General features: G+C 62.8%; 13 protein-coding genes. 1 reads left to right on the top strand and 12 read right to left on the bottom strand.

Features of this window, described 5'->3' with window-relative positions:
* Positions 1-70: 70 nt before the first annotated feature.
* The 5 genes from BT108_RS03120 to BT108_RS03135 all read right to left on the bottom strand — a co-directional run bounded on the left by BT108_RS03120 (position 71) and on the right by BT108_RS03135 (position 1,974).
* On the bottom strand, positions 71-373 hold the full coding sequence (locus tag BT108_RS03120; protein ID WP_072293088.1) for a hypothetical protein: 303 nt from the start codon (positions 371-373) through the stop codon (positions 71-73).
* A gap of 81 nt (positions 374-454) precedes the next feature.
* Positions 455-826, bottom strand: a complete 372-nt coding sequence (locus BT108_RS13465; RefSeq protein ID WP_143142374.1) for a hypothetical protein — start codon at positions 824-826, stop codon at positions 455-457.
* 54 nt (positions 827-880) lie between these two features.
* Entirely contained in the window at positions 881-1,030 is a 150-nt protein-coding gene (locus BT108_RS13470) for a lmo0937 family membrane protein (RefSeq protein WP_143142375.1), read from the bottom strand.
* Positions 1,031-1,133: 103 nt separating this feature from the next.
* Complete coding sequence (locus BT108_RS03130; RefSeq protein ID WP_072293090.1) at positions 1,134-1,340, bottom strand: CsbD family protein; 207 nt, start codon at positions 1,338-1,340, stop codon at positions 1,134-1,136.
* A gap of 43 nt (positions 1,341-1,383) precedes the next feature.
* Positions 1,384-1,974, bottom strand: coding sequence for a BON domain-containing protein (locus tag BT108_RS03135; RefSeq protein WP_072293091.1), 591 nt, complete (start codon positions 1,972-1,974; stop codon positions 1,384-1,386).
* Positions 1,975-2,043: 69 nt separating this feature from the next.
* Here BT108_RS03135 and BT108_RS13475 point away from each other — a divergent pair, with 69 nt between their 5' ends.
* Positions 2,044-2,472: a hypothetical protein gene (locus tag BT108_RS13475; RefSeq protein ID WP_143142376.1), complete on the top strand. Its 429-nt coding sequence runs from the start codon at positions 2,044-2,046 to the stop codon at positions 2,470-2,472.
* Here the strand turns inward: BT108_RS13475 and BT108_RS03140 are convergent.
* The 7 genes from BT108_RS03140 to BT108_RS03170 all read right to left on the bottom strand — a co-directional run bounded on the left by BT108_RS03140 (position 2,462) and on the right by BT108_RS03170 (position 12,672).
* Positions 2,462-4,756, bottom strand: a complete 2,295-nt coding sequence (locus BT108_RS03140) for a TonB-dependent receptor family protein (RefSeq protein WP_072293092.1) — start codon at positions 4,754-4,756, stop codon at positions 2,462-2,464. The genes BT108_RS13475 and BT108_RS03140 overlap by 11 nt on opposite strands.
* Positions 4,757-4,914: 158 nt before the next feature.
* On the bottom strand, positions 4,915-5,901 hold the full coding sequence (locus BT108_RS03145) for a FecR family protein (protein ID WP_072293093.1): 987 nt from the start codon (positions 5,899-5,901) through the stop codon (positions 4,915-4,917).
* A gap of 65 nt (positions 5,902-5,966) precedes the next feature.
* Positions 5,967-6,473, bottom strand: coding sequence for an RNA polymerase sigma factor (locus BT108_RS03150; protein ID WP_072293094.1), 507 nt, complete (start codon positions 6,471-6,473; stop codon positions 5,967-5,969).
* 174 nt (positions 6,474-6,647) lie between these two features.
* Complete coding sequence (locus BT108_RS03155; protein WP_083566133.1) at positions 6,648-7,862, bottom strand: tetratricopeptide repeat protein; 1,215 nt, start codon at positions 7,860-7,862, stop codon at positions 6,648-6,650.
* Entirely contained in the window at positions 7,859-8,809 is a 951-nt protein-coding gene (locus BT108_RS03160) for a FecR domain-containing protein (RefSeq protein ID WP_072293096.1), read from the bottom strand. The genes BT108_RS03155 and BT108_RS03160 overlap by 4 nt, the downstream gene beginning before the upstream one ends.
* 610 nt (positions 8,810-9,419) lie before the next feature.
* Positions 9,420-10,682 (bottom strand): amidohydrolase family protein, encoded by a 1,263-nt coding sequence (locus tag BT108_RS03165; protein ID WP_072293097.1) that lies wholly within the window; start codon positions 10,680-10,682, stop codon positions 9,420-9,422.
* A 52-nt stretch (positions 10,683-10,734) separates the two neighbouring features.
* Complete coding sequence (locus tag BT108_RS03170; protein ID WP_083566158.1) at positions 10,735-12,672, bottom strand: TonB-dependent receptor; 1,938 nt, start codon at positions 12,670-12,672, stop codon at positions 10,735-10,737.
* Between the last annotated feature and the right edge of the window lie 65 nt (positions 12,673-12,737).

The raw sequence follows: 12,737 nt of genomic DNA on the forward strand, positions 1-12,737 counted from the left end.
CCGTATTCTAGGGGATCCAGGCATGGCGTCCATTGTACCGATGTACAGGACCACCCTGCCAGGGGTGAGGTTACGAAGAGGAACTATCGGTATCGTTCTCTTCCTGCCGGTCCAGGTACAGCACCATGGCCACGATGACCACAACCGGCAGGATGACGTACCAAGCCAGGGCAGACCCCGGCCCCGCGTCCTGGCCATGAGGCAGTGGAGCGCTCAATATCATGTAGGCATGCCCCAGTGCGACGCAGCCCACGAGAGCAATGCCTCCGCTCCGCCACTGGCGTGCGAGGGAGCGCCTGTCGAGCCGACCGAGCAACCAGGCCGCGTGATAGCCGATGAAGTAGACCACGCAATAAAAAATCAGCGCACCCATGTGAATGTGCTGGAATATCCGGGCTTCAGTCTCATCATTTGCCCGATCCGCTCGGCTCCGAAAGGGAAAAAAGCGTCTTCCTTACCTGCCTGACTTGCTCTCCACTTCCGCCTTTTTCTCGGATTTTCCGGTGTCATTGTCCTGAGATTCCGACTCCGGTTTTTTCGGCTTGACCGCCTTGGCCTCCTCCGCCTCGATCCGCTTGATGGTCTTTTCCCAGGGATACTCCCGTGGTTCCGGCTTCTGGGCAAGAACCGGAGCGCAGAGCCATAGCGGCAACAATGTCATGAGCAACGCCTTTCTCATGCAGCTTATGGTCGAACGTGTCATCTGATGATCGTCACTTCGAATCAAAGAGAGCGCGCCGTACTGTCCGGAACGATCCTGACGCGAAGGTCGTGTACCGGCCAGACGAGGTGAGCCTATCTTATCCAAAACCTCCAGGTACTTCAACCCGCCACGAACGTCGTCCGCTGCCGGCGTACGGTTTCTGCCTCGCCCCCTTCCCTACAAGGGCCTGCGCCCGCTAATGATCCTGAGCAGCACCACCACGACGGCAATCACCAGGAGCAGGTGGATGAATCCTCCCATGGTGTAGGAACTCACCAGCCCCAGCAGCCACAGGACAATCAGAATGACGGCGATGGTATACAGCATGACAGCCTCCTCTCAAATTCGACCGGATGGCGGACGCACCACGCCGTAGCTGCTTGCAGGTACGTACCGCGATCCGGTCCGGCGACGCGTTCAACCGGGCCGTTCACAGATCCTTCTGCCGCCTCTCCCACTCGGCGATCTGCTTCTCCGCTTCTTCCTTGGTAACACCGTAGGACTCCTGGATCTTTCCTGCCAATTGATCCCGCTTGCCGGCGATGACATCGAGATGGTCGTCGGTGAGCTTGCCCCACTGCTCTCTGACCTTGCCCTTGACCTGCTTCCAGTTGCCTTCCACTTGATCCCAGTTCATTTGCATGCTCCTTTCATGGTTGAGTTAATTAAGAATGCCTTCTTCAATGCTTGACGCTCAATTCGTTGATGACGTTCTTCACGCCCTCGAGGCCTCGCACGACGGCGGTCGCCTGGTCTATCTGTGCCTGATTGTCCACGAAGCCGCTCAACTGAACGTCTCCGTCGCGCGTCGCCACGGCGATATCGAAACTCTTCACCGTCTCGTCGGCCAGCAACGCGGCCTTGACCCGGGTGGTGACGATGGCATCATCTATCTTCTCGCCCACCGTCGTTTCGCCCGTCTTGACGTTCATCCTGTTGTCGACACTCCTCACGCCGTCCACGCCACGGGCAAGCGTCAGCGCACGGTCGATCTGGTATTGACTATCCACGAAGCCGCTCATCAGTACCTCCCCCTTCCGCGTCTCCACCGTGATGTCCAGCCCCTTGACGTCCGGATCGGTGAGCAGTGCCGACTTCACGCTGGCGGTGATGGCGCTGTCATCGACTTCCGTTCCTATCGTGGTCGCCGGGCCGGGCTGCTGCTCCGGAGGAGGTGCCGGCTTCTCTCCTTCCTTTCCACAACCGGCAAGGGACCAGGATATGGCGAGCGCCATGATCAGAACGGACAGCTCCTTCTTATGGGTATCCATATTTTCTTCTCCAAATGAATTTGATCGGAACCGCGAAAACCCCTTCATTCTTGCAACCAATCACGTTGCGTGACGATCATCTTCCTTTTTCTTGCACGGCTGATCGGTGCGCTGACGCACACAATCGAAGAACAGGAGAATTCAGCAAGGTGGCTGGCCATGGGCCGGCAGTATCCGCGAAGCAACGCATGTATGCCGATCCTCATGCGCGGCAGGTCGTCGGGGAACCCGGTTCGTGCCGCAGCGGGCATGGGCTCATTCGCGGATGGCGGGCGGCCGTTACCTGAAAAACATGAAACTACGAGGTGTACCGGACGATCGATCGCGCGGCCTCACCCTGTTCTGGCCTTTGATCATCAGATTGACGATCACATACGCCTGCAGCGGAGAGTAACGATGGGCCGGGTGAATGTCCGTCCGGGCCTCCGGGTTGCGCACCAAAAAACACGGCTGCGGCGGGCCCTGGCTGTGGAGTTTGACAAAACCATCACCACCTGAACCGCACGCCGCCATAAATGGCACGGCCGTATCCCGAATTGAAGAGTGCCGATGCGGCATCGGCGACTCCGGCGGTCATGGTGGTCGAGATGTAGCGGGTGTCGAGCAGATTGCGCCCCTCGACGTAGCCGGACCAACCCCTGCCCCGATCGTACGTGACCCTGAAATTCAGGAGCGTGTACGGATCGATCGTGAGGCTGTTGGCATTGTCGGCGAAGTAGGCCTGCGGCATCCACTCGACGTTGGGGCCGGCCTGGAATCCGCCCGGATGCCGGTAGGACAGCTCGGAACGGATGAAGTGCCGCGGCACGCCCGGCAGCCGGTTATGGCCGTAGACGGCATCGCCGTCGAAGAAGAAATCGTTCAGGGTGTAGGCGACGTTGATCCAGAGATGGTCCTTGCCCGAGACGATCCCTTTCAGGAGCGCGGCGCCCAGCCCCACCTCGACGCCCTGGTGCACGGTGCGTCCTGCGTTCACCACGGAGCAGAGGCTCCACGGGGCCGTTCTCAGGCATTGCAGCTCGTTCCTGATCTCGGCGCGGTAGAGCGCGATGTCCCAGGTGAGGTCGGGGCGGCGGCCACGCGTGCCGATCTCGTAGGTGGTCGCGGTCTGGGCATTGACGGTCGAACTGGCCGGCATCATGAACGTGTTGGCGTCGAAGGTGGGCACCTCGACGCTGCGTGAGACATTGGCAAATACCTGCCACGCCGGGTCGATGTCCCAAAGGACGCCGACCTTGGGGCTGAAGTAGGTGTAGGCACGGCGGCCCGATTGGTCGCCGTCGGCCAGGAAGCGATCCTTCCGGTCTCGCACCGCGTGCAGCAACTGTCCGCCGGCGACGAGCGCGACGTTCGGCAGGAGAAAGAACGAGTCCTCCGCATAGACGGAATAGTTCTGGGACCTGTCCAGCGTGGACACGGCCAGCGCGCCCTTCACGGCGTCGGTCTGGTTCACGAATTCCTCGTTGTCGATGCTGCCATTGTGAACATTCATGCCGGCAACCAGGCGGTTGCGGAAGCCCCTGACCTCCCGGTCGTCGGTCGCGCGGGCGAAGCCGCCGTAGTCGTTGACGTGGTAGTCGATGTACCGGAAGATCGGATGATCCACGTGGCGATGGTGGCCGAAGATGCCGACATCCACGATGGTGGGGCCGAAGCGCAGCGTGGTCTTGTTGGCAACCCGTACCGAATCGATGTTCCGCTGCTGGTCCAGCCGCACGAACTCGGGATCCGCGGCGCGCGGCGAACGCATCGCCACGTTCTTGGGCAGCTCGCCCGGCAGGCGCTGGCGCCATGAATTCAGGTTCACGTAGAAGCGTGTCTCGGCGCCCGGGGAGAACCGATAGCCGACGTTTGCGCTGCCGCGCTCGAGGTGGCCGTTGCTGTGATCGCGATACCCATGCTCGCGCTGCGCCGATACGGTTGCGAACCAGTCGAGCGCCCCGCTCGCTCCGCCGGTGCTCGCCTGCCCTTTCACATAGCCGAAGCTGCCCGCATCCAGGCGCGTGTCGAGACGGGAGGCGTCGTGGCCGGTCGGGGTGACGAAATTGACGGCGCCGCCGAGCGTGTTGGCACCATAGCGCAGCGCATTGGCGCCCTTGAACACTTCGACATAGCGGTAGGCGCTCGGATCGATCTCGAAGACATCGAACAGGCCATCCGCGGTATTGATCGGGATGCCGTCCAGATAGGCATTCAGGCCGCGGTTGCCGTAGTTGCGCGTCAACCCGGAACCGCGGATCGATACCCGGTTGTCGATGTTCGACTTGGGCTGCGTGATGACGCCCGGCACCCAGCCTAGGACGTCCCGGACGGTGTTGGCGGGCCCGCTCTTGAATTCCGTGTCCGGCACCACCTCGACCGCGCCGGGCGTGCGCTGGATGTCGGCCGTGGCCTGCGCCGTGTCCGGGACGGTCAGTGTTCCACCGCCGCTCGACGGACCGGCCGTGATGGTGATTTCCGGCAGCTTCTTGACCTCCGCGGAATCTTCAGTAGCCCGCACGATGCTGTAGCGGCCGGGCGCAATCTCCCTCGCCTCCAGGCCGGTACCGGCCAGCAGGAGGGCAAGCGCCTCGCGTGGCGGGAGATATCCGGGCGGCGGGAATGACTGTCTATCCTCCATGGCCTCCGCTTCGAACGCGATACTTAGATGATGCCGGGCCGCCAATTGCTGGAGGACCGTGGCGAGCGGCAGCACGGATTGCTGCGGCTCGGCCGGAACCTGTGCCTGCGCGGCCGGGCCCGCGAGCATGATGAGAATTGGAAAAATACGTAGGCGAACCATGGCCTCCCTCTGCGCCAAGAGTATTTGGAATTGGAATCTCTCCGCATAGGACGCACCAAGGGATGGAAAATCGTCACCTGCCGAGATTTCTCCTGCACTGGAGAGAAGGCGGATGCCGGCTTCCACGATCTAGCGCGGGACTTTGAGGAGCGGAAGACTCAGCAGCAGGACTGGAGCGGTGCCCGGCTGTGCGCGGATGCCGGGGCAAGCCTGAACCGCCCGGGTGCCGGGCGCTCGACTCGCAGATTCAAGGTGTCTGCAATGATGCGCAGGGTGGTATCAAGTTCGTCGAACTGAAAACGCCCGCTGACCTGTTTGCCTGCGAGATCGGGAGGGGTCAGGTCGAACTGTACCGCATGGTAGCGCGCCAGTTCCTGGAGAACATCCTGCAGCGCATGCCTGTCGAATACCAGCACACCCTGGCGCCAGTTGGCGATCTCGCCTTGCAGCGCGGTCAGCCGCCACTCCCCGTCTCCCGGATGCCCCGTTGCCGCTTCTCCGCCACGCAGCAGCAGGCTGTGATCCCGGTGGGTGATCTCGACCGCACCTTCCGCCACCTGTACGGTGAGCTTTCCCGCCGTGTCGCGCACCGAGAAGCGTGTGCCGACATCGCGGATCTGCGCGCCGGCAGCCATGACCACCAAAGGCCGCCGATCAGATGCCGCCTCCAGGTAAATCTCGCCCTCCTGGAGCTGGATCAGGCGCCTGAACCAGCTCTCGGTAATGGTCGTGCGCGTCGCCGTATCCAGGCTCAACCGGCTGCCGTCGGCGAGAACGAGGTGCCGCCGCTCGCCCATCCCAGTGTGCCAGGTCTGGGTGTTGCCGGTCCACCCGTGGTACAGCATGGGCAGTGCCGCCAGCATGAGGGCTGCAAGCGCCCCCTTGAAATGACTGGAATTACAATACCAGGGACGAGGGCGGCGCGCCCTGATCAACTCACTTGAAAGTCCGCCGCGGAAATGCTCCAGTGATTGCCAGTCGCGTTCCACCCGGGCCCAGGCCGCGCGGTGATCCGGGCTCGCGGCAAGCCAGTCCGCCAGGGCACGCCGTTCTTCCGCCGAAATTGTGCGGCCCTGCCGAAGGGCGAACCAGTGGCGAGCCGCTGCATCGGTGTCGGATTCGTCACGGTCGGGGGGTCCGGGCATGCAATTCTCTCATGTCCTCTCCCCCACAGGACGTTTGGGAGAGGCGTCGTCGCCATGTAACGCGATTATGACCTGAATTCCGCCAGTATGGCCAAACAGTGCTCGCTCGCACGCTGGATATGGCGTTCCACCGTTTTTTTGGAGATGCCCAGATGCCTGGCGATCTCGGCGTGTGTCATGCCGTCGTACCGAAACAGGAGGAATGCATAGTGGACCGGCTCCGGCAGCCGGTTCAAGGCGGACTGCAGGCTTTCCAGCTGCCTCTGGCCATCGTAGCGCCGCGCCGGATCGTCGAGGATGCTGGCGTCTTCCCCAGTTGTCCGTTCCGCCAGGGCATGCCGGTGCGCGCAGGCCTGCTGGCGTGCGCTGTCGCGAACCAGGTTGAGTGCCACCGTAAAGAGAAAGGCACGGGGATTCCCGATGCTCGACACGTCCTGCTTGCGCCACCTCAGGTAGATCTCCTGCACCATGTCCGCCGCCTCGTCCCTGTTTCCCATCTTTCGATGCAGAAAATCGAGCAGTTCCTCACGTATCCGCAGAAACAGTTCATCATTGATACAGGTAGCGGTCATGGCGGGTATTTCATGGCTGTCCGGGAAGCGTGATTGTGCTGCGCCTGCGCTCGGGAGGGAATGCGGCAAATTGTCGCAGAGCAGAGTCTGCGGCGATCCTGGCTTGCCACGACCATCGTCGCAGCGCCGGGGAAAATGCGTGTCGCCTCGTGTCCCGACGAACCATCCGACGGACTAAGGTAGCTGCTCCGACATCACAGGAAGCCCCGCTTCCCGCTCCGGCCCGGGTGCGCCCGCAGAGCGCTGTGCCAACCTGTAGAGGGATTCCAGGTTACCCAGCGTCATCGTCACGTCCGCACGATAGGTGCCCGGACTCTCCTGGGCCAGCTTCTGGTAGAGCTCCAGGGCTTCCCGAAATGCGGTCTCGGCCTCCTTGTAGCGCCGGCTTTCGCCGTAGAGCGCGCCCAGGTTGTTCAGAGTCATCGCCATATCGGGCCGATACGTGTACGGGTTTCGCTGCGCGAGGGCGCGATAGAGTTCCAGCGTCTCGCCGAATGCGGACTCCGCCTTCTGGAACTCCCTCGCATGGATGTGCAACGCCCCAATATTGTTCAGTATGCCCGCCATGTCGGCAAGGTAGGGTTGGCGTCCTTCCTCCGGCAGTGCGCGGTAGCGTGCCAGCAACCGATCGTATACAGCGGCGGCCTCCGCCGACCGGCGCTCGTCCTGCAGGATCCGGGCCAGGGAAAAGGCGATTCTGGCGTCATCCGGCTGCAGGGCGTGCGCCTTCTCCAGGTCGGGCAATGCCGCACGGTAGCGGAACCGCAGCATCTCGACCAGTGCCAGGCCGAAATGGCGCGCTCCCAGCAGCGGCTTCTCCACGGCGGACTCCCTGGATGCCGATCGCAGCAGTTCCGCCGCTTTCTGCAGATCCAGGCGATGCAGCGACGCCCGGATGGACCGGGCAGCTGGGCCGGGGAGGCGCGCCCTTTCCAGTTGATCCACGAACTCGTCGTAGCGCAGCTTCCACTGCTGCGCCTCCGAGACCAGATCCGCATCCGGCCGCGCGCCATCCCGTTCGACCAAATCCGTGACCAGGCGCTTCAGGTGCAACGCGTCCTGACCGAACCTCCGTTCCTGCGCGCTTCCTGGCCCCAACGTCGCATAGAGGGTATCCAGCAGCACATTCACCGCATCGACCAGGTGCGCCTTGCCGGCACGCGATCGACCCGCCCTCGCGTGCAGCGCATGTACCCTGGACATGATCTCCCTGAAGAACCCCGGGGGCAGCTCGCAAGTGGCTGACGGCTGGAAATTTCCCTCCGCATCCACCTGGGAGAATGCCGGTACGCAACGCCCGGAAATGCTGGGGGCGTTTTTTGCCGAGACACTTGCCATCGCGCCTGCGAGGGCAAGGAAGGCCAGCATCCTGAAAGAAGGCATGCTCATTTCCGATGCTGCCGCAGGGCAATGCGGGCGAGCCAGCCGGTGTAGTGCCGGGCGTAGACCGGCAGCGCATGCTCCAGCAGTTCCAGCGCCGCATCGGGATCGTCGGCCGGCAGCACGCCGGTGAAGCGCAGTCCCGCCGCCTCCGTATCGAGCCTGAGGTGGCCTTTGCGGTATCGTCCGAGATCGGCGATCACCTGTTCGAGCGGCGTATCCTCGTACACCAGCCTCGCCTGCATCCAACTCGTCGCAGCAGGCGGCAGCGCCTCGACCTTGCCCATGTGCCTGCTGCCGAGGCGCACGCTCTGTCCCGCCTCCAAGGAAACGGAATGATCGGGACGGCCATGGCTCGTCACGAGGACGCGTGACTCGATTGCACCGACCAGGCTCTCGCCATCCGATTGCCCAACCACGTAGCGGGCGCCCTGCGCCCGCGACACGCCATCCCGGCTCTCGACCAGGAACGGCCGCCTGGCCACCCGGCCGTCGGGCGCAACGTTGATCATCAGGCGCCCGCTCCGCAGGATCAGGCGGCGCTCGCGCTCATTGAAGGCGATGTCCACGGCGCTTCCGCTGTCGAGCACCAACTGGCTGCCGTCCACCAGCCGGATCTCCCGGATTTCACCCACGGTGGCACGCTCATCGGCGAGCCATTCGTCCCACGGCAGCGCATACGTCGCGCATACGGTCAGCAGGATGCTCAACAGCGAGGCGATGCTTCTGCCTGGGCAGGCGACCTTTCCTCCTGAAACCTCGCTCGCCTCCTGGTTGGCGATCGTCAGCGGCTGCCACAAGCACTGCGCCTGCTCGTAGAGCGTCCGATGCCGGGGATCCTCCGCCAACCAGGACTCGAACGCCGTGCGCTGCTCGGCGCTGACTTCATGGGCCGACATGTTCACCACCCAGGCTGCCGCCTGTTCGATCACCGGAAGTTGCCGGGTATCGGCCATGGGAATCTCCCTTGAAGAGAGCGCGCAAGAAGATGGCCGGATCGACGCGGATCGCGATGCCTGCCCGCACAGGAGGAGGAAACACGGTCGGGCAGAGGCACATGCGCCGATTCGGCCCTCAGATAACCATTCATCATTGATCGCCTCATGAGGATGCGTCGATTCAGTATGCCTACAAAATGGTGTCATGAAAATGCGGCAAATTGCCGCATGAGACCGATGTCCAATGACATTTAAATATCGTGTCAGGCAACTGGAAATCCACAGAGTCCGCAGCAGGGAAATGGCGATAAAGGAAAGAAAGGGTTCGGGACACACGGGGGGTAGTGCCACGAACCCAAAGAGTAAAGGAATGATGAAACTTGAAACAACTGCCATGCAACGATGCTGCGGTACTACAACTTCAGGGAGACACATGAAACACATGTTTGAAACATACTCTTGCTGCATACTTCACGTCGATGGAGATTTTCTGCGCCGTCTGCGGCTCCGACCGCGCGTCGATCACCATTGGCAATCAGGATAGCCCACGATCCTTCCTTTGGGAATGTGGCATAATGCCGCGCGGCAATGTGACGCACCCATATGTCTTCCATGTTCCGTTCCATGTTCATGGTGCGGAATCTCCATTCCCGGTGAAATCATCGACGATGATCCTTCCGCCGGATATGACGAGTCCCGGGTATTCCAGGCGTTTGAGATCATGGTCGATGCTGCCCCTGACCGCGATGACGTCCGCCGGCGCACCTGGTTGCAGGGTACCCAGCAGGGGTATCCCGAGATGCCTGCCGGCCTCGGAGGTTGCCGCGCGCAGCACGTCCAGCCGTTCCATTCCCGCCATGTCCATCATGTGCATCAGCTCCTGGGCGTTGATTCCCCAGGGAATGTCGGGATGGGCGATTTCCGCTCCGTAGAGGATCGCGCCACCAAGCCCTGCCCAGATCCCTATGTTACGGGCGATGCCGGAACATGCGGAAAGAGTGTCCAGCGTGGTCACCATCACCACGCCCTGGGCCGCCGCTTGCCTGAGCAGTGGCTCGGGGATGGGCTCGCAGGGCACATGGGCCCACTCGTCGACTCCTGCCTGGACGGCGATGCGCACACCACGCTCCTCGGCCACATGCGCAGTCACCTTGCGGCCATGCTGGTGAGCCTCCTCCACGATCGCCTTCACGATATCCACCGGGAGCAGCGGCCATGGCTGCCCACGCATGCCGGGAGACGAAGTGGAGCTTCCGTGGCTATGACCGTGGTCGTGACCGTGACCGTGGCTTGACGCCCAGGGTGCGCCCGCCTCGCCGCCGGGTTCGAGCGCGATCTTGATCACGACGGCTCCATCGGCAATCAGGACACCTACCGTCTCGCGCGCCTGCTCTGCGGTGGAGATGGGAATCGCGATGCCATCCTGCCCCAGCATGGGAATGGGGTACCCTCCCGGAGCCGTGAGAATCGGGCCGGAGGTGAACACGCGCAGGTGGCCGTCGCCGCCGGAAGGCCTCCGCACAGGGCCGCCCACGTCGCGCAGCGTGGTGATGCCGTGCTTCAGCACGACCTTGCCCGGGATCTTCCTGAACAGAAGGTGAGCGTGCAGCTCGATGAAACCCGGCAGGATGGTTGCATCGCCAAGGTCGAGAATTCTCGCATCGGGGAAGTCGAGCGCGGCCGCCGGACCGATCCCGGTCACCCGTCCTTTCGCCAGCAGTATGGCCGCATTCGCGTGGAAGGCATCGCCGTCGAATATCCGCGCCGCGCGCAACAGCAGAAGTTCGCCTTGCGCCCATGCCGGGTTGCCCGGGATCATGGAAAACGCCACAGCCGCCGCATACAGGCAGAAAAGAAGATGCCTGCCCCGGTAAAGAACAACATTCGTCATATCATCCCCTCTTGTTCGCGATGGATGCTTCCCACATGGCCGGGCGCATCCATCAGAAGCTCGCAGACAGGCCGATCTGTCCCCAGCGCCCCGGCATGGGATATCCCGGACGATAGGCGTAGTCTTCATCCAGGAGGTTCTCCATGGCCACGAAAATCTCGCCCCGCCTGCCGAGCATCGGCAGGCGATGGGATACGCGCGCGTTCATGATCACGAAGGAGTCGACCTTTTCTAGATTGGCCGCGCCCGCTTCCCGTGCCCGGCTGAGCGCGGCGATGCTGGATTGATACTGGGTGTCGACAGTGAGGCGGATGGGGCCCACCTGCCCGCTGATGCCTGCCGTGACGGCGCGCCTGGGCGTATATGGCAGGTTGTCGATCCCGGGGTCGAGCAGTGTCAGGCCGCCGAACACCGTCCAGCTGGCGGTAATGTTCTGCCGGATCATCACTTCCGCGCCTTTCATCGTGTAGGCGCCCAGGTTGATGAATTGGGGCGGGGGCGGGACGTTCGGCGGGAACCCGAATACGTAGCGGTTCCTCACCCGGTCGACGAACACGCTGGCGTCGAACTGAGTGGATTCCCAGGGTGTCAGCCTCACGCCGACCTCGGCGTGGTCGAGTTGTTCCGCGGCGAGCTGCTTCCAGCTCTGGCCCAAAGGAGGAATCAGGGAGGACAGCAGGGGCGCTTCCAATCCCGGGTAGTTGATGCCGCGCGATACGTTCCCGAACAGGGTGATCTTTTCGGAAATCAGCGACAGGCCGGCATGCGGCGAGGTGCGGGTGCGGAATTGGCTGTGGTCGTAGACACGGATGCCGATCGCGGGCATGAGCACCCAGCCCCGGCCCAGGTCGACCTGCTGGCTCAGGGCGAAATAGGGCGAGGTGACTCGGAAAGCCGGCGCATCGAAACTCCCCTGTGGCGCCGGCGCTATCCGGTTGAAACGCACGTCGCCGGAGATCCAGTCGCTGTCCAGACCAGCCGTGATGGTCCCTCCCTTCCACAGGGAGAATTCCTCCTTCCAGCGCAGGCCGGTCATCTCGAAATTGGAAAGCGTGTCCCCGTCCATGCCCGGCTGGTGCAGCCAGTTGCCTTCGCCCCGGTTGTGATAGGCACGCAGGCTGCCACGCCAGCCGCCATGATGATGCGAGATGAAGGCGGTGACCATGCCTGCCTCGGTATTGTACCGGGGCGCCACGGCAGGCGCGGGCACGCGATTGTCGCCCGGATCGCGAGCCCGGTTGCCGACATAGAGAAAGCTGGCGCCCGCGGACCAATGGGTATTCAGCTGCAGGCCGACGCGCCCCATCACATTGTTCAGTTCACCGTCCGCATTGGCCCGGTGGCCGCTGGAGCGGGCATGCCCCTGCGCCAGCATGAAATCCACGTCGCCCCAGCGACCGACCAGGTCCGCCTGTTCGATGAAGGTATTGTAGTAGCCTCCCGATATCCTGCCGCCGACCTGGATGCCGTCTCCGGTGGCACGCTTGGTCTCCAGGTTGATGGATGCGAAGTTGTTGCCGTTGACCTGCGGCTGCGGACTCTTGTGGACGGTGATCGACTGCATGCCGTTCACCGGCAGCAGATCCAGCAGGGGATGATTCCACACGCCCATGTAGAAGGGCACGCCGTCGATATAGGTCTTGATCTCGCTTCCGGGCCGGCTCACACCCATGCCACGGATGTAGACGGCGCCCCCCTGGTCTCCCCCGAAACCGCCGACGGGATTGTAGCGGGATATCTGTACTCCCGGCGTGCGGCGCAGCGCCGTGGCCAGGTCGAATGCATTCTGGTCGCGCAGCTGGCTCTCCGTGACTACCGCGGACGTGCTGGAAAAGGGATCGATACGGACGTGATCGATGATCGGGTTGGCGGTGACGTCGACGGTCGGCAGGGTTGCCCCCGGGGCCGGCGCCACGTCCTGTGCCGGTACGATCCCGGGATAGGCTGCGGCAAGAACGAGGAATGCTGCATTGATCCGGATTGCTTTCATGGAATGACCATCGTGGTTGGAAAGAAGTTGATCCGCGGGGCATGCCGGAAACATCCCGAATGCAT

It is taken from the genome of Nitrosovibrio sp. Nv17 (assembly GCF_900119085.1).
GTDB lineage: Bacteria > Pseudomonadota > Gammaproteobacteria > Burkholderiales > Nitrosomonadaceae > Nitrosospira.